This is a genomic window from Deinococcus depolymerans, from assembly GCF_039522025.1.
GTDB classification, from domain to species: Bacteria; Deinococcota; Deinococci; order Deinococcales; family Deinococcaceae; genus Deinococcus; species Deinococcus depolymerans.
Window position 1 is genome coordinate 209477 of record NZ_BAAADB010000030.1, and the last position, 16473, is coordinate 225949.

A 16473-nucleotide genomic window follows, 5' to 3' on the forward strand; every position below is an offset into this window, starting at 1 on the left:
TGATGGTTTCCCGACTGTCGACCATCAACCATCACTTTTGCCTGCCCTTTTCACCTGCCTTTGCCCTGGAGGAATCATGCAGAACCTGAACTCACTGAATGTCAGCGGAAAGCGCGTGCTGGTGCGCGTGGACTACAACGTGCCGGTCAAGGATGGCGTCGTGCAGGACGATACGCGCGTCACGGCCAGCCTGCCGACCATCCGCGCGCTGCTGGACGCCGGCGCGCGCAACGTGATCCTGATGAGCCACTTCGGCCGCCCGAAGAACGGCCCCGAGGAGAAGTACTCCCTGAAACCCGTCGCGCCCGTGCTCGAAGGCGTGCTGGGGCAGCCCGTGACGTTCATCGCGGGCACCGCCGACAGCGACGAGACCCTGGCGGCCGTGCAGGCGCTCCCGGAGGGTGCCGTGGCCCTGCTGGAGAACGTGCGGTTCAGCGCGGGCGAGGAGAAGAACGACGCGGACCTGAACGCCCGCCTCGCGCGGCTGGGCGACGCGTTCGTGCTGGACGCCTTCGGCAGCGCGCACCGCGCGCACAGTAGCGTGAGCGGCGTGGCGGGCCTGCTGCCGCACGCGGGCGGCCTGCTGCTGGAAGCCGAGGTGACGGCCCTCGGGAAACTGCTGAACAACCCCGAACACCCGTACGTGGTGATCATCGGCGGCGCGAAGGTCAGCGACAAGCTGCTGGTCATCGAGAACCTGCTGCCCACCGTGGACCGCATGCTGATCGGCGGCGGCATGGCCTACACCTTCGTGAAGGCCCAGGGCGGGAAGATCGGCAGGAGCATCCACGAGGACGACTTCCTCGACAAGGCCCGCGAACTGCTCGCGAAGTACGGCGAGAAGATCGTGCTGCCCACCGACACCCTGATCGCCGACGCCTTCAGCGCCCAGGCGAACACCCGCGTGGTCCCCACCGCCGAGATTCCCGACGACTGGGAAGGCCTGGACATCGGCCCGGACAGCCAGAAGGCCTTCACGCAGGCCCTGGCCGGCGCGAAGACCGTGTTCTGGAACGGCCCGATGGGCGTGTTCGAGTTCGAGAAGTTCGCGGGCGGCACGAACGCCATCGCCAGGGCCGTCGCGGACCTCGGCGCGGGCACGTACAGCGTGATCGGCGGCGGCGACAGCGTCAGCGCCATCAACAAGAGCGGACAGGCGGACCGCGTGTCTCACATCAGCACGGGCGGCGGCGCCAGCCTGGAACTGCTCGAAGGCAAGGCGCTGCCCGGCGTGGAGGCCATGAAATGAAGAACCTGCTGGCCCTGAACTGGAAGATGAACAAGACGCCCAGCGAGGCGCAGGCCTGGGCGCAGGAACTCGCGGCGGGCCTGACCCCCGGCGAGGCGCAACTGGCCGTCATGGCGCCCGCCATCATGCTGCCCGCCCTGGCCGCGAACCTCCCGGCCGGCGTGGCCTTCGGCGGGCAGGACGTCTCCGCGCACGAATCCGGCGCGTACACCGGCGAGATCAGCGCCGCGATGCTGGCCGACGTGGGCGCCCGTTACGCCGTCGTGGGTCACAGCGAACGCCGCGAGTACCACGGCGAGACGGACGCCACCGTCGCCGCCAAGGCGCGGCAGGCGCAGGCGCACGGCCTGACGCCCATCGTGTGCGTCGGCGAGGGCCTGGACGTGCGCGAGAAGGGCCAGCACGTGCCCTACACCCTCGCGCAGCTGGAAGGCAGCCTTGAGGGCGTCGGACCGGACGTGGTCATCGCGTACGAACCCGTGTGGGCCATCGGCACCGGCAAGACCGCCACCGCCGACGACGCCGAGGAACTCGCCCTGGCCATCCGCGAGGCCCTCACCGTCCGTTACGGCAGCGACGCCGCCAGCATCCAGGTGCTGTACGGCGGCAGCGTCAAACCCGACAACATCGCCAGCATCTGCGCCAAACCCAACGTGAACGGCGCGCTGGTCGGCGGCGCGAGCCTCAAGGTCGCCGACGTGATCGGTATGAACGACGCCCTGAAGTAACGCGGGACGGAACAGGAGCAGCGGCCGGGAAACTGGCCGCTGCTCCTGTTGATGGTTGATGGTTGATGGCGGATGGTCAACAGCGTGTGGGCGGCACCTGCGCCCGCGTCAACCCCGCCCCACTTCCCACTCCCTGCCGTCCATTCACAGCACGGTGAAGATCAGCACGGCGAGCGCGAAGCCGATCACGCCGATCAGGGTTTCCATGACGGTCCAGGTCTTGAAGGTGGTGGGAATGTCGAGGTTCAGGAGGCGGCCGACCAGCCAGAAGCCGGAGTCGTTGACGTGCGACACGACGACGGACCCGGCGGCGGCAGCGACGACGATGGCGGCCACGTCGGTGCCCGCGTACCCGGCGGCGGCCACGGCGGGCTGGATGAGGCCGGCGGCGGTCAGCAGGGCGACGGTGGCGCTGCCCTGCGCGATGCGGAGGATGGCGGCGATCAGGAAGGCGGCGGCGATGACGGGCACGCCCAGGTCGGCGAGACTGCCGGACACGGCGTCCCCGATGCCGCTGGCGCGCAGGACCGCGCCGAACATCCCGCCCGCCCCGGTGATCAGGACGACAGAAGCGATGGGCCCCAGGGAGGAATCGAGGAGTTTCTCGATGGTGACGGGGTCACGGCCCCGGCGGGCGCCGAGGACGACAGCGGCGACCAGGACGGAGATCAGCAGGGCGACGGGCGTGTTCCCGAACAGGCGGATCAGGACGACGGCCGGGTTGGCGGCGTCGAGGCTGCCGGCGGTCGCGAGGGCGTTCAGGCCGGTGTTCCCGAAGATCAGGATCAGGGGCAGCAGCAGCGTGGCGATCACGGTGGTGGCGCCGGGCGGGTTGCTGGGCGCCTCGACGCTGAGGGCGCCGCCGCTGAGGAGTTCCGGGACGGGGTTCGGGTAGCGTTTCCCGGCCCACAGGCCGAACAGGTACGCGGCGAGGAACCAGGTGGGCAGCGCGACGAGCAGGCCCACGCCGATCAGGGTGCCCATGTCGGCCTTCAGCAGGTCGGCGGCGGCGACCGCGCCGGGGTGCGGCGGGACGAACACGTGCATGACGGAGAACGCCCCGGCGGCGGGCAGCCCGAAGCGCAGGACCGGCTGGTTCAGGCGGCGGGCGACGGCGAACACGACGGGCAGCATGACGATCAGTCCGGCGTCGAAGAAGATCGGGAAGCCGAACAGCAGTGAGGCCACACCCAGCGCGAGCGGGGCGCGGTGCTCGCCGAAGCGGGTGACCAGCGTGTCCGCCAGGACTTTCGCGCCGCCGCTGGTTTCCACGAGGCGGCCCAGCATGGCACCCAGACCGACGAGCAGGGCGACGCTGCCGAGGGTGCTGCCGAAGCCGTCGGTGAGGACTTTCACGATCTCGCCGTTGGGCAGGCCGGTGGCGAAGGCGGTGATCAGGCTGATCAGGATCAGCGCGACGAAGGCGTGCAGTCGCAGCGCCATGATCAGGAACAGCAGGGCGGCCACGGCGGCGGCGGCAATGCCGAGCAGCGTGGGGGCGGACAGGGTCTGAACGAAGGTATCCATGAGGCTCCGGGGACGCGTTACAGGGCGCGCAGTTCGTGCGTGAGGGTCTGGAGGGCGAGGGCAGCGTGCCGGTACTTCCGGCCGAGGGTGGCGTACAGCGGGGCGTCGGTGTCGGGTTCGACCGCGTGGAAGGTCAGGGTGTGCGGGAGGTCCAGTCCGGCGCTGCGGGCGGCGATCAGGGCCGCGCCGAAGGCGCTGCCCTCGAACAGGTCGGCGCCGTCGGGGATGAGGACGGGGGCGTTCAGGGCGTTCGCCAGGACGCGCAGCCACGCGCGCGAGCGGGTCAGGCCGCCGGTCGCGCGGTACTCGCGCAGGGGTTGCGTGCCGCTGGCGAGCAGGTCGGACAGCCACGCGAGGTGCAGGGCAACGCCTTCCATGCCGGCGCGGGCGATGTCGCCCTGGGAGTGGTGCAGGCCCAGGCCCAGCAGGCTGCCGCTGACGTGCGGGTCCCACAGCGGGGCACGTTCGCCGCTCAGGGCGGGCAGGAACAGCAGCCCCCGTGCGCCGGGCGTGGTGGCGTGCAACAGGTCGTCGAGGTCCTGGGGGATGTTCAGCTGGTCGCGCAGCCAGTTCAGGACGATGCCGGCGTTGTTGCTGGGGCCGCCGGTCAGGTAGCGTTCCTGGCCGCCCTGGTCGGCGCGGTAGCTGAACAGGTGGGCGTGCGGGTCGGCGGCGGGGCGGGGCGTGAAGGTACGCACGGCGCTGCTGGTCCCGACGGACAGGGCCGCCTGGTCGGGGCGGGTGATGCCGAGGCCCTCGGTGGCGGTCACGCCGTCGCTGGCGCCGATGGCCCAGTGGGCGGCGGCGAGGCGTGGGTGGCGGGCGCGGTAGGGGGGTTGCAGGGGCGGCAGCGGCGTCTCGATGGGGTGCACGGTGGGCAGTTGCGCGGCGGTGACGCCGGCCTGCGCGAGGGCCTGCGGGTCGTAGGTGCCGCCGCGTCCCAGCAGGCCGGTGGCGGAGGCGGTGCTCTGGTCGGTCCAGTACACGCCGAAGAAGCGGCGCAGCAGTTCTTCCTTCACGCCACTGACGCGTTCCACGTCGTGCAGTTGCCCGGCGGCGTGCAGCGCGGCGAGTTTCGCGGCCGGGGTCATGGGGTGCCAGGGCACGCCGGTCTGCGCGTGCAGGTGCGTGACGGGGTGGCCGCCGGTGCCGGCGCGCAGGTCCGCGAAGGTGAACACGTCGGACGGACCGCCGGGGCGGATCAGGGTCAGGGTGTGCATGGCGCTGCTGAATCCGGCGGCCTGCGGGGTCAGGTCGTGGCGGGTCAGGTACTCTTCCATGCCGCCGAGGGCGAGCGTGAATGCCTGCATCAGGTCCGGGAGGCGCTGGGTGGCCTGTCCGGGCTGCTCGGCGTGCAGGGGGTAGGGGAACTGCAGGCGGTGGCGTTCGGTGCGGCCGTGGAACAGGACGGCTTTCAGGGCGGTGGTGCCGAGGTCGAAGGCGACCACCAGCGGCGGGCTGGGTGGGGGGTGGGTGGGGTTCGGCATGGGTCTCCGGCGCGCTCTGTTAGCGCTAACAGGGTGGTGCAGTTGAGATACGGCAAGTTAGGCCTCACCGCAGCGGAAGTCAAGCGCCCCGTCCCGGCACCGGCCCGGTCAGGTCGTCTGCCGCTGGCGGAGTTCGCAGGGGAAGGTGACCAGGCCGCCCTTCAGGGTGGGGGCGTTCAGGCGGCGGGCGACCTCCGCGCCGATCTCCTCGCGGGGCGTGAAGACGGTACTCAGGGCCGGGTGCACGTGCGCGGAGATGCTCATGTCGTTGTGCCCCAGGATCGCCACGCGGCCCGGCACGCTCAGACCCTGGCGCAGGCACTCGAACAGCGCCCCGGCCGCCACGTCGTCGTTCGAGAAGTAGATGGCGTCCACGCCGGGCTCGCGGGTCAGCAGGCGGCGCAGCAGGGTCACGCCCACCTCGATCGAGGAGGGTTCCTCGACGTTCTCGGCGGCGCAGGGCACGCCGCAGCGTTCCGCCTCGGCACGGAAGGCCTGCATCCGGCGAGCGTTGCGGGCGTCCCCGACGCCCAGGCAGCTGGCGTACGCGAGGTGCCGGTACCCGCGTTCGATCAGGTGCCGGGCCGCCATGGTCCCGGCCTGCGCGTGGTCGTACCCGATCAGCAGGTCCGCCGGATCCGGCCGGGCGTCCATGACCTCGATGATCCGCACGCCGAAGCGCCGCAGGGCGGGCAGCACGCGCGGGTCGTGATCCGTGCCCGCCAGGACCATCACGTCGGGGCGCAGGGACAGGAACTGCTGCGCGGCGCGCCACTCGCGCTGCGGGTCGTACTCGGTCAGGTCGATCGCCAGTTGCCAGCCCGGCTGGGTCAGGCCGCGCTGCACGCCCTCCAGGAACGGCACGTACACGCTGTGGTGCAGGGTCGGCAGGACCATCGGCAGCAGGCGCACGGGGCCGCCGCCGGCCAGCGTGCCGGCCATGCGGTTCGGGATGTACCCCAGGGCGTCCACGGCGGCCTGCACGCGCTCCCGGACCTGTGCGGTCACGATGTCCGGGCGGTTCAGGGCGCGGCTGACGGTCATGCTGCTCACGCCGGCCTCGCGAGCCACGTCGGCCAGCGTCACGCCCTTCCCGGTTCCCTTCATGCGCCGGAGCATAGCGCGCGGCCCGTATAATACGGACTCCGGTTGAAAGGTTTGCAAAAGCTTTCAACCCGAGCGGAGCGAGTAGGAGCAGGGCGGGTTCCGGGCGTGGAGTTGGTAACCCGGTGTCCTTCCGGGTTGTCAACGGAACAGACGGAATCCGTATAATTCCGCTCATGGCTTCAACCAGCATCCAGAACCTGAAAGCCCACGTGGGCGAGACGGTCACGCTGCACGCGTGGCTGACGGACAAGAGCGGCAAGGGCAAGATCCAGTTCCTGAAACTCCGGGACGGCAGCGGGTTCGTGCAGGCGACCGTGTTCAAGACCGACGTGCCCGAGGACGTGTTCGAACTCGCCAAACGCCTGACACAGGAGCAGGCGGTCACCGTGACCGGCGAGGTCCGCGCGGACGACCGCGCGCCGGGCGGCGTGGAACTCAGCGTGCGGGACCTCTCCCCCATCAGCGAGAACCACGGCGAGTACCCCATCACGCCCAAGGAGCACGGCATCGAGTTCCTGATGGACCACCGGCACGTGTGGCTGCGTCACCGCCGCCCGTGGGCGATCATGCGGGTCCGGGACTGCGTGCAGCGCGCCATCGTGGATTTCTTCCACGGTGAGGGTTTCATCCGCTTCGACGCGCCGTTCTTCACGCCGAACGCCGCCGAGGGCACCACGGAACTGTTCGAGATCGACCTGTTCGGTGAGGACAAGGCGTACCTGAGCCAGACCGGGCAGCTGCACGCCGAGGCGGGCGCGTTCGCGTTCGGGAAGGTGTACACCTTCGGCCCGACCTTCCGCGCCGAGAAGAGCAAGACGCGGCGTCACCTGCTGGAATTCTGGATGATCGAACCCGAGGTGGTGCCCAGCAACCACACCGAGAACATGAACCTGCAGGAGCGCATGGTGAGCTTCATCGTGCGCCGGGTCCTGGAGGAGTGCCGCGCGGAACTGGACCTGCTGGGCCGCGACGTGAGCAAACTGGCGGGCGCGGCGGAAGGCAACTACCCGCGCGTCACGTACACCGAGGCGCTGGAGATCATCCGCAAACACATCGAGGACCGCGACCTGCCCCCGAACGTGCAGGAGGACGTGCAGCCCGTCGAGTGGGGTGACGACCTGGGCGCACCGCACGAGACGATCCTGGGGCATCACTTCGACCGGCCCGTGATCATCGAGCGGTACCCGGCGGCCATCAAGGCGTTCTACATGCAGCCGGACCCCGAGGACCCCCGCGTGGCGCTGTGCGACGACATGATCGCCCCGGACGGCTACGGCGAGATCATAGGCGGCAGCGAACGCATTCATGATTACGACCTGCTCAAGTCCCGCATCGAGCACGAGGGCCTGCCGCTGGAAGCCTTCGAGTGGTACCTGGACCTGCGCCGCACGGGCAGCATGCCGCACGCCGGGTACGGCATGGGCCTGGAACGCGTGATCGCGTGGATCACCGGCATCGACCACATCCGCGAGGCGATTCCGTTCCCGCGCATGCTGACCCGTATGCGTCCCTGAAGACCGGTCGAGTGGGGCGGGGTGAGCCGGAGACGGCCTGCCTCGCCCCTCTCTGTTGACGGTGTGAGGTGATGGAGAACAGGGGCAAAGCAAGTGAATATATTCACGATTATCCCAGGTCGTGAAAGAATTGTTGCATTGACCAGGTCGATCAAGAGGATCCGTCCATCCGCCCCGACCCACGCTCGGGGAGGCCGATCACGCCGCTTCTGGCCGCACCCCGACTCCCGGAACGCCCCGCCCGATGCGGTAGACTGACCCCATGATCGCGTATTGCGAGGTGAGTGCCTTCACCGACACACCCGGCCACGGCAACCGTGCCGGGGTGGTGCTGGACGCCGCTCACCTGACCCGGCAGGACATGCAGGCACTGGCCGCCATGCTGGACGCCCCGGAAACCGTGTTCGTCCTGGGACACGCGGACGGACTGGCGCGCGTGCGGTACTTCACGCCCACCCAGGAGGTCGACTTCTGCGGGCACGCGACCGTCGCGCTCGGCCTCACGCTGGCGCAGGCGGGCCTGTGGCGCGGCGAGGCCCTGGCCCTCGACACGCTGGCCGGGCGCATCCCGCTGCGACTGGAATGCCGTGCGGGCGTGCCGTGGCGCGTGTGGATGCAGCAGCCCGCGCCGCAGTACCGCGTCGTCCCCCCCACGCTGCGAGGCGAGCTGGCCGACTCGCTGGGCATCGACGCCCGCATGATCCACCGGGGCCTGCCCATGGCCGCCGCCAGCACCGGCCTGTGGAGCGTGTTCGTGCCGCTGCTCGACGCCCTGATCCTGGACGGCCTGGAACCGGACTTCCCGCGCATCCACGCGCTGACCGAGGCGCTGGGCGTGGGCAGCATCTACGCCTACGCCCCGATGGGCGTCAACCGCTTCGCCGCGCGGGACTTCGCGCCGGCACTGGGCATCCCGGAAGACCCGGTGACCGGCAGCAGCGGCGGCGCACTCATGGCGCTGCTCGCCAGTCAGGGCCGCCTGCCGGTCCGGCAGGGCCGCGCCTGCGGCATGATCTACCAGGGACACGCGCTCGGCACGCCCGGCGAGATCGAGGTCGAACTGGAACTCACGGGCGAGAAGGTCACGGCCGTCCACGTGGGTGGGCAGGCCACGCTGGAACGCGAGGGGCAGTGGACGCCCCGCCGGTCCGGCGTGCGCAGCTGAGCTGAACCCCCCCGCCTCTCCGGCCAGACCGCCCACCTGTCCACCCCACCGGGCCTTGCGCTGACGGTCCGGGCCTATAGTGCCCGGATGCTTGGATTGATCTGTGTGGATGTGGACGGCACCCTGGTCGGCACCGGGAACGTGATTCGGGACGACGTGTGGGCCGCGCTGGCCGACGCCCGCGAGAAGGGCGTGCACATCGCGCTGTGCTCGGGGCGGCCCGCCATCGGGAACGCCCGCGCGTACGCGCAGAGGCTGGACCCGGACGGCTGGCACGTGTTCCAGAACGGCGCGAGCGTCGTGAAGGTCAGCAGCGGCGAGAGCCTCAGCGAGGCGTTCCCGCCGCAGGCCCTGCCGCAACTGATCGGGCGGGCGCACGAGGCAGGCCGCCTGCTGGAGGTGTACACGGACCTGGAATTCGCAATCACGCACCCCGGGGACCTCGCCGAGCGGCACGCGGCGCTGCTGGGCGTCCCGTACGAGGCCCGCACCCCGGACAGCCTGGACGGCACGGTCGTGCGCGTGCAGTGGGTCGTGCCGCGCACCGACGAGCCCGCCGTCGTGAACGAACCGCACGACGGCCTGGACCTGCACCCGGCAGGCAGCCCGGTCATGCCGGAAGTGTCGTTCATCAGCGTGACCCGCGCGGGCGTCAGCAAGGGCAGCGCCATCGAACGCATCGCCGCGCACTACGGCGTGCCCATGGACCGCGTGATGATGGTCGGCGACGGCGAGAACGACGTGACCGCCATGCGCGTCGTCGGGCACCCGGTCGCCATGGGGAACGCCGACCCGCCCGCCGTGGCCGCCTCCCGCTACCGCGTGGCGCACGTGGACGACGGCGGCCTGCGCGAGGCGGTCGAACTGGCCCTCACGCTGTAAGCGCGCGGGGTTGATGGCTGAGGGTGGACGGTTGATGGAGAACAGGTGGCTGTTCCATCAACCGTCCACCGTTTACCGCTGCCCGCGCCCGTGGCAGGCTGGGGCGTATGCCTGAACTGGTGAAAGTCTGGACGGAGTACGTGGCGCTGGGGGTGGAACTCACGGCGGCCGTCATCATTGGGGTGGCGGCGCTGGTGGGCGCGGTTCGGGCGCTGCTGGCGTTCGTGCGGCCCAGCGGCGCACCGGACGCTCAGAAGGAGAGCCTGCGGCTGGAACTGGCGCGCTGGCTGGCGGTGGCGCTGGAGTTCACGCTGGCCGCCGACATCCTGCGGACCGCGATCGCCCCCACCTGGGACGACATCGGCAAGCTGGCGGCGATCGCCACGCTGCGCACGTTGCTGAACTACTTCCTGCAACGCGAGATCGACGGACACCACGCCCGGCAGGAGGGCGCAGCCCAGGACGCGGTCACTCGCCCGTGACGCCGCCCTCCGTGACGCTGCGGATGGCCTGCACGATGCGCTCGCCGTAGTTCTCCAGTCGTTTGGGACCCAGGCCGGGAATGTCGGCCAGTGCCGCCACCGATTGCGGCTGACGGTCGGCCAGGGCGTCCAGGGTGGCGTTCGTGAACACCACGTAGGCGCTCAGGCCGGTCTCGCGGGTCAGGTCGCGGCGCAGGTCGCGCAGGGCGTCGGCGACGCGGTCCGTGAGGTCCGGGCGGGCCGTGGCAGACAGGGTGGGCGGGGCGTCCAGCAGGGCCGGGGTGCTGGGAACCGGAGTGCCCGGGCGCGGGGCGCTGGGAACAGCGCCGCGCAGGACGCCCAGCACGGCGCTGTTCTCGCGCACGCCGCGCTCCTGCGGGCTGGCCTGCGGGGCGGGCGTGCCGGTCAGGTGGTCACGGACGATCTGCACGACCTCGTCGCCGTAATCGGCGAGTTTGCGCTGCCCGACGCCGCTGACGGTGCCCAGCAGGGCGTGACTGGTGGGTTTCAGGTCGCAGACGGCTTTCAGGGTGGCGTCCGTGAACACCACGTACGGCGGGACGCCCTGCGCGCGGGCGCGTTCCAGCCTCCAGGCGCGCAGGGCCTCGAACAGCGGCTGGTCGGCGGCCGCGACGGGTGCGCGGCCCGGCCCGCTCCTGGCGCGGTCGCGGTCGCGTTTGCTGGGGCGGGGGGCCAGGGTGTCCTCGCGCAGGGCGAGGGTCTGCTCGCCTTTCAGGATGGCGCGGGCCTTGCCGGTGGCGCTCAGGCCGTGGTGTTCCCCGGCGGCGAGGTACCCGAGGCTCACGAGTTGCCGCAGCAGGCCGCGCCAGTACTTCTCGTCGTGCGCGGCGCCGACCGCGAAGGTGGGCAGCTGGTGGTGCCCGAGGCTGACGACGCGTTCGGTGGCGTGGCCCATCAGCACGTCGGTCAGGTGGGCGGCGCCGAAGCGGTTGCCGGTGCGGATCACGGCGGACAGTGCCATCTGCGCCTCGCGGGTCGCGTCGCGCACGCTGGGCGGGTTCAGGCAGGTGTCGCAGTTCCCGCAGGGAGCCGGCAGTTCCTCGCCGAAGTACGACAGCAGCACCTGTCTACGGCAGGTGGCAGCCTCGCAGTACGTGAGCAGCGCGTCGAGTTTCGCCGCCTCCACGCGCTTGACCTCCTCGGGCGCGTCGCTGGAGGCCAGCATGCGGCGCACGTTCACCACGTCCGCCAGGCCGTACACCATCCAGGCGGTGCTGGGCAGCCCGTCACGTCCGGCGCGACCGGTTTCCTGGTAGTAGCCTTCCATGCTCTTGGGTAGGTCCAGGTGCGCCACGAAGCGCACGTTGGGTTTGTCGATGCCCATGCCGAAGGCGACGGTGGCGACCACGACCAGTCCCTCCTCGTTCAGGAAGCGTTCCTGGGCGCTGTTGCGTTCGCGTGGCGGGAGGCCCGCGTGGTAGGCGACGGCGTCCACGCCCTGCGTCTGGAGCCAGCGGGCGGTCTCCTCGACACTCTTGCGCGACAGGCAGTACACGATGCCGGCGTCGCCGCGGTGCTCGGCGTTGATGAAGTCCAGCAGCTGCGTCTTGGGGCCTTCCTTGTTCGCCACGCGGTACTGGATGTTCGGGCGGTCGAAGGAACTGATGAACTGCGGCGCGCCGCCCAGCTGCAGGACGTTCAGGATGTCGGCGCGGGTGCGGTCGTCGGCCGTGGCGGTCAGCGCGAGGCGCGGAATGTGCGGGTAGCGGTCGGGCAGCACGTTCAGGCCCTGGTACTCGGGCCGGAAGTCGTGCCCCCACTGGGAGACGCAGTGCGCCTCGTCCACCGCGAACAGCGCGACGGGTGCGCGGTCGAGCAGGTCCAGCGTGCGCGGCAGCAGCAGGCGTTCCGGCGCGACGTACAGCAGGTCCAGGTCGCCGCGCATGAGGGCCGATTCGACCTCGCGCACGCCGTCCAGGGACAGGGTGGAGTTCAGGAACGCGGCCCGCACGCCGAGCGCCCGCAGGGTGTCCACCTGGTCCTTCATCAGCGCGATCAGCGGCGAGACGATCACGCCCACGCCGGGGCGCAGCAGGCTGGGCACCTGGTAGCACAGGCTCTTGCCGCCGCCGGTGGGCATGAGGACCAGGGCGTTGCCGCCGCCCGCGACCGTGCGGACGATGTCGGCCTGCACGCCCCGGAAGGCGTCGTAGCCCCACACGCGCTTGAGGACGTTCAGGGCGGCGGTGTCGTGGGTGGTGGACGCGGCAGGAGCAGACATTCCCCTCCAGCATAGCGCGTTACGCACAGGACGTAACCGCGGGAGCTGCCGGAACCGGGCCCGGCACCGCGGGGGCAGCCCCGCCGGGAGTCAGCGATCAGCGAGACTTGATTTCAACCGGCACCCGCAGGTCCGCCCCCAGGTCCAGCGTGGGCTTCGCGAACCGGTCCCGCAGGAAGCGCCCGTGCGTCAGCAACTCCTGCCCGCCCGACTGAAGCGCCGAGTTCAGCACCTCCTGCACGCCACCCAGCAGCAATTCCAGCTGCTCGACCAGCAACGCTCGGCCGGTCTTGCCGTCCTGCAGGGGTGCGCTGTCCGCCAGGGTGCGCGGCAGCTTCAGGTACGCCTCCACCGCGTTCGGCGCGTACTCCTCACGCACGGCGCGGGTCAGGTACCCCGCCTCGCTGCCCTCCTGTCCCTGGCCGCGCAGCAGGTCCAGCGCCTCCCGCGTGCGGATGTTCAGGGCCGCCAGTTGCGCGCGCGCGTCGGCGGGCAGGCGGGCGTCCTGCACGTACCCGTTCAGGCGATCGTCCGGCGCGCTCTTGGCGAGCGACACGCCCGGCACCTGCGCCGGAAGTTCCGGGAGCTGCGCAGCCTCCGCCTGCGGCGCCCGCTCCCGCTGCCCGAACCCGCCCGACACCGCCCACGCCAGCCCCATGAAGAACAGAGGGTAGACCAACCACCCCGCCCCGAGCGCCATGAACACCACGGCCGCCAGCAGGGCCGCCGTCAGTCCCGGCTGCGCGGGCCGCCAGTTCCCGAACGCCCGCGACCCGAAGAACCCCAGCAGCATCCCGGCCGCCGGGTGAACCACCCACGCCGCGCCCAGCACCGCCAGCAGCGCAATGACCGCCGAGGCCCGCGCCACGCCCGCGAACGTCTTCCCTTCCCGCGAGAACACCGTCCGGGCGAAGAAGGCGATGGCGAACGCCGCCGCCACCTGCACCGTCCAGCCCAGCGGTCCCAGCAGGTCACCCAGGTCCATCACGCGCGTCCCTCCATGAATTCCAGCATGACTCAGGGTACACCCGCTTCCACCAGCGGCAGTTGCAGGAACACCAGGTCCAGCCAGCGCCCGAACTTGAACCCCACCTGCCGGAAGTGCGCCACCTGCCGGAACCCCAGTCCCTCGTGAAACGCGAGGCTCCCGGCGTTCCCGGCGTCCACGCCGCCGATCAGCGAGCGCAGCCCACGCTCCCGCGCCTGCGCGATCAACGCCAGTAGCAGCGCCCGGCCCAGACCAGCGCCCCGGCAGTCCTCCCGGACGTACACGGAATGCTCGGCCGTGAACCGGTACCCCGGCTTCTCCCGGAACGGCCCGAACGTCGCCCAGCCCGTCACCACTCCGTCACGGTCCGTCACCAGTACCGGCCAGCCATCCTGCACCTTGTGATCGAACCACGCCAGCCTCGATTCCAGACTCACCGGCTCCAGGTCGTAACTGGCCGTCGTGTGCAGCACCGCGTGATTGTAGATCTCCAGGATGGCCGGAACGTCTGCGCGGGTGGCAGGGCGGACAGTGGGCAGGTCGGCGGTAGGCAGGTCGGGCATGCACTGACCCTACCGCCAGCACGGGCCGCCCGCCTAGGCCACCTCTCCGAATGACAGCGTCTGGAGTCGTCCTTCGGGGAACGGCCGGGAACCTTCACGGGCAGGTATCACGGCCATCGAATTGCCAGGCACTGCGAAATTCCTGCGCGTCGAAGCGTTCCCTTGTGCAGGTGATCTTGCCCGCTGCACTCAGCTTCCTTGTGGTCAGACTTCCTGCAAAGCCGGAGAATACGTCCAGCGCCGCCTCATCCCGCAGCGTACCGGCTGTGGTTCGCAGCGGAAAGATCAGTGCCCGCAGTACGTTCGTTGACGGCTTCCAGCTGGCTGCCGACGTATCGGTTGCCTACCCGCACCACACAAGTGCCGCCTGACCCGACCTGATCTGAAAGGCCCAGGCGGCCCCTGCACTGAAGATGTACATCCGGTCTGCCCGGCCTGCCGGGAACGCCACAATGTCCGTGTGCCAGTCACCCCCGTTTGCAGCGCAGACATGCGTCGGGTGAAGCCTGGAATGCTCCTGCACGGCCTCTTTGCTGGCCATGCGCTGCGCCATCAGCGGGTCAGCGGCCAGCCCCTGAGAGAGCACTCCGTGAATGAGGACCGCGACTGAGGTGAGCAGCAGGCGGGACATGACACACGGTATAGCTGCAAGGGGTTGAAGTGGTGTGAGCACCGGATGGCGCGCCCCCACCGGGAAGACATAAGCAAACAGAAGGGCCGCCCTGTGAATCGGGCGGCCCTGTCCAGCTGCGTTACTTGCGGAGGCTGGGGTTCAGGATCTTCTTGCGCAGGCGGATGTTGTTGGGGGTGAGTTCCACGAGTTCGTCTTCGCTGATGTACTCGAGGGCGTCCTCGAGGCTCAGGCGGCGGATGGGCGTCAGGGTGAGGGCGTCGTCGGCGCCGCTGGAGCGGACGTTCGTGAGCTTCTTGTTCTTGCAGACGTTCACGTTCATGTCCTGCTCGCGGGCGTTCTCGCCGACGATCATGCCGACGTACACTTCCGCGCCGGCCTCGATGAAGAAGGAGCCGCGGTCCTGGAGTTTCCAGATGGAGTACGCGAAGGCCGGGCCGTCTTCCATGGAGACGAGGCTGCCGTTCTGGCGGCTCTTGATCTCGCCGGCCCAGGGGGCGTACCCGTCGAAGATGTGGCTCATGATGCCTTCGCCCTGCGTCATGCTCAGGAACTGGTTACGGAAGCCGAACAGCGCGCGGCTGGGGATCTTGAATTCCACGCGGACGCGGCTACCCATGGGTTCCATGTTGACCATCTGGCCCTTGCGGCTGCCCAGCACGCCGATGACGGCGCTGGAGAGGCTCTCGGGCATGTCGAGGACGAGGTGCTCGATGGGCTCGTGCTTCTCGCCGTCGATCTCGCGGATGATCACCTGGGGCGCGCCGACCTGCACTTCGTAGCCTTCGCGGCGCATGGTTTCGAGCAGGATCGAGAGGTGCAGTTCGCCGCGGCCGCTGACCTTGAATTCGTCGGGGCGGATCTCCTCGACTTTCAGGGACACGTTGGTCATGACTTCTTTCTTCAGGCGGTCGTTCAGGTGGCGGCTGGTGACGTACTTGCCGTCGCGGCCCGCGAAGGGGCTGGTGTTCGGCTGGAAGATCATGCTGACGGTGGGTTCGTCGACGGTGATGATCGGCAGCGCTTCGGGGTCGGCGAGGTCGGCGACGGTCTCACCGATCTGCGCGTCCTCGATGCCGGCCAGGGCGACGATGTCGCCGGCGCTGACAGAGTCGACTTCGATGCGGCGCAGGCCCATGTGCGTGAAGGGCTGCACGACACGGCTCTTGGTCATGGTGCCGTCTTTGTGCATCAGCTGGACGAACTCGCCCTTCTTGACGGTGCCGCGCTTGACGCGTCCCAGGACGATGCGGCCCAGGTACTCGTTGTAGTCGAGGTTCGTGACGAGCATCTGGAAGGGGGCGTCGACGTCGACGCTGGGGGCGGGGATGTGCTCGAGGACCATGTCGAACAGTTCGTGCATGTCGTCCTGGGGCTTGTCGAGTTCCTTGTAGGCCTTGCCGTCGCGGGCGATGGCGTACAGGATCGGGAAGTCCAGCTGGTCGTCGTTCGCACCGAGTTCGGCCATCAGGTCGAAGGTCAGGTTCACGACTTCTTCGGGGCGGGCGTCGTTGCGGTCGATCTTGTTGACGACCACGATGGGCTTGAGGCCCAGTTCGATGGCCTTGCGCAGCACGAAGCGGGTCTGGGGCATGGGGCCTTCGGCGGCGTCCACGAGGACCAGGGCGCCGTCGACCATGCCGAGGACGCGTTCGACTTCCCCGCCGAAGTCGGCGTGGCCGGGGGTGTCGACGATGTTGATCTTGACGCCCTTGTACTCGACGGCAGTGTTCTTCGCGAGGATGGTGATGCCACGCTCTTTTTCAAGGTCGTTGCTGTCCATGGCGCGTTCCACGATTTCCTCACCGTGGCCGAGTTTCAGGGTCTGGCGCAGCAGCGCGTCCACGAGGGTGGTCTTACCGTGGTCGACGTGTGCAATGATCGCGATGTTTCTGTATTCCATAACTG

Annotated in this window: 14 protein-coding genes; 6 read left to right on the forward strand and 8 right to left on the reverse strand. The window is 69.7% G+C overall.

Features of this window, described 5'->3' with window-relative positions; translation table 11 throughout:
* Positions 1-76 precede the first annotated feature (76 nt).
* Positions 77-1249, forward strand: a complete 1173-nt coding sequence (locus tag ABDZ66_RS15585) for a phosphoglycerate kinase (RefSeq protein WP_343760846.1) — start codon at positions 77-79, stop codon at positions 1247-1249.
* A complete protein-coding gene (gene tpiA, locus ABDZ66_RS15590; protein WP_343760848.1) occupies positions 1246-1977 on the forward strand; it encodes a triose-phosphate isomerase in 732 nt (243 codons plus the stop codon). Before ABDZ66_RS15585 ends, tpiA begins: the two co-directional genes overlap by 4 nt.
* A gap of 144 nt (positions 1978-2121) precedes the next feature.
* Here the strand turns inward: tpiA and ABDZ66_RS15595 are convergent, their stop codons facing one another.
* From ABDZ66_RS15595 to ABDZ66_RS15605, 3 genes are all read right to left on the reverse strand, one after another.
* Positions 2122-3504 carry a GntP family permease gene (locus ABDZ66_RS15595; protein WP_343760850.1) on the reverse strand — a complete coding sequence of 461 codons (1383 nt, stop codon included), beginning with the start codon at positions 3502-3504 and terminating at the stop codon, positions 2122-2124.
* Between the two features lie 17 nt (positions 3505-3521).
* Entirely contained in the window at positions 3522-4991 is a 1470-nt protein-coding gene (locus ABDZ66_RS15600; RefSeq protein WP_343760852.1) for an FGGY-family carbohydrate kinase, read from the reverse strand.
* A 108-nt stretch (positions 4992-5099) separates the two neighbouring features.
* Positions 5100-6098: a LacI family DNA-binding transcriptional regulator gene (locus tag ABDZ66_RS15605; protein WP_343760854.1), complete on the reverse strand. Its 999-nt coding sequence runs from the start codon at positions 6096-6098 to the stop codon at positions 5100-5102.
* A 173-nt stretch (positions 6099-6271) separates the two neighbouring features.
* On the opposite strand from ABDZ66_RS15605, the gene asnS reads away from it, so the two are divergent.
* The 4 genes from asnS (at position 6272) to ABDZ66_RS15625 (ending at position 10141) form a co-directional block, all read left to right on the forward strand.
* Positions 6272-7612 (forward strand): asparagine--tRNA ligase, encoded by a 1341-nt coding sequence (asnS, locus tag ABDZ66_RS15610; RefSeq protein ID WP_343760856.1) that lies wholly within the window; start codon positions 6272-6274, stop codon positions 7610-7612.
* Between the two features lie 262 nt (positions 7613-7874).
* Positions 7875-8777 carry a PhzF family phenazine biosynthesis isomerase gene (locus ABDZ66_RS15615; protein WP_343760858.1) on the forward strand — a complete coding sequence of 301 codons (903 nt, stop codon included), beginning with the start codon at positions 7875-7877 and terminating at the stop codon, positions 8775-8777.
* An 87-nt stretch (positions 8778-8864) separates the two neighbouring features.
* A complete protein-coding gene (locus ABDZ66_RS15620; protein WP_343760860.1) occupies positions 8865-9659 on the forward strand; it encodes a Cof-type HAD-IIB family hydrolase in 795 nt (264 codons plus the stop codon).
* Between the two features lie 107 nt (positions 9660-9766).
* Positions 9767-10141 carry a DUF1622 domain-containing protein gene (locus ABDZ66_RS15625; RefSeq protein WP_343760862.1) on the forward strand — a complete coding sequence of 125 codons (375 nt, stop codon included), beginning with the start codon at positions 9767-9769 and terminating at the stop codon, positions 10139-10141.
* Here the strand turns inward: ABDZ66_RS15625 and recQ are convergent.
* The 5 genes from recQ to typA form a co-directional block, all read right to left on the reverse strand.
* Positions 10128-12383: a DNA helicase RecQ gene (gene recQ, locus ABDZ66_RS15630; RefSeq protein WP_343760864.1), complete on the reverse strand. Its 2256-nt coding sequence runs from the start codon at positions 12381-12383 to the stop codon at positions 10128-10130. The genes ABDZ66_RS15625 and recQ overlap by 14 nt on opposite strands.
* A gap of 97 nt (positions 12384-12480) precedes the next feature.
* Positions 12481-13368: a hypothetical protein gene (locus tag ABDZ66_RS15635; protein WP_343761068.1), complete on the reverse strand. Its 888-nt coding sequence runs from the start codon at positions 13366-13368 to the stop codon at positions 12481-12483.
* 32 nt (positions 13369-13400) lie between these two features.
* Positions 13401-13934, reverse strand: coding sequence for a GNAT family N-acetyltransferase (locus ABDZ66_RS15640; RefSeq protein ID WP_343760866.1), 534 nt, complete (start codon positions 13932-13934; stop codon positions 13401-13403).
* Positions 13935-14277: 343 nt separating this feature from the next.
* Positions 14278-14565, reverse strand: coding sequence for a hypothetical protein (locus ABDZ66_RS15645; protein WP_343760868.1), 288 nt, complete (start codon positions 14563-14565; stop codon positions 14278-14280).
* Between the two features lie 121 nt (positions 14566-14686).
* Entirely contained in the window at positions 14687-16468 is a 1782-nt protein-coding gene (typA, locus tag ABDZ66_RS15650; protein ID WP_343760870.1) for a translational GTPase TypA, read from the reverse strand.
* Positions 16469-16473: the final 5 nt, after the last annotated feature.

Bases quoted from the DNA above. Each gene is read 5' to 3' on its own strand.
- ABDZ66_RS15585 (WP_343760846.1), top strand. From the start codon at position 77: ATGCAGAACCTGAACTCACTGAATGTCAGCGGAAAGCGCGTGCTGGTG.
- tpiA (WP_343760848.1), top strand. From the start codon at position 1,246: ATGAAGAACCTGCTGGCCCTGAACTGGAAGATGAACAAGACGCCCAGC.
- ABDZ66_RS15595 (WP_343760850.1), bottom strand. From the start codon at position 3,504: ATGGATACCTTCGTTCAGACCCTGTCCGCCCCCACGCTGCTCGGCATT.
- ABDZ66_RS15600 (WP_343760852.1), bottom strand. From the start codon at position 4,991: ATGCCGAACCCCACCCACCCCCCACCCAGCCCGCCGCTGGTGGTCGCC.
- ABDZ66_RS15605 (WP_343760854.1), bottom strand. From the start codon at position 6,098: ATGAAGGGAACCGGGAAGGGCGTGACGCTGGCCGACGTGGCTCGCGAG.
- asnS (WP_343760856.1), top strand. From the start codon at position 6,272: ATGGCTTCAACCAGCATCCAGAACCTGAAAGCCCACGTGGGCGAGACG.
- ABDZ66_RS15615 (WP_343760858.1), top strand. From the start codon at position 7,875: ATGATCGCGTATTGCGAGGTGAGTGCCTTCACCGACACACCCGGCCAC.
- ABDZ66_RS15620 (WP_343760860.1), top strand. From the start codon at position 8,865: ATGCTTGGATTGATCTGTGTGGATGTGGACGGCACCCTGGTCGGCACC.
- ABDZ66_RS15625 (WP_343760862.1), top strand. From the start codon at position 9,767: ATGCCTGAACTGGTGAAAGTCTGGACGGAGTACGTGGCGCTGGGGGTG.
- recQ (WP_343760864.1), bottom strand. From the start codon at position 12,383: ATGTCTGCTCCTGCCGCGTCCACCACCCACGACACCGCCGCCCTGAAC.
- ABDZ66_RS15635 (WP_343761068.1), bottom strand. From the start codon at position 13,368: ATGGACCTGGGTGACCTGCTGGGACCGCTGGGCTGGACGGTGCAGGTG.
- ABDZ66_RS15640 (WP_343760866.1), bottom strand. From the start codon at position 13,934: ATGCCCGACCTGCCTACCGCCGACCTGCCCACTGTCCGCCCTGCCACC.
- ABDZ66_RS15645 (WP_343760868.1), bottom strand. From the start codon at position 14,565: ATGTCCCGCCTGCTGCTCACCTCAGTCGCGGTCCTCATTCACGGAGTG.
- typA (WP_343760870.1), bottom strand. From the start codon at position 16,468: ATGGAATACAGAAACATCGCGATCATTGCACACGTCGACCACGGTAAG.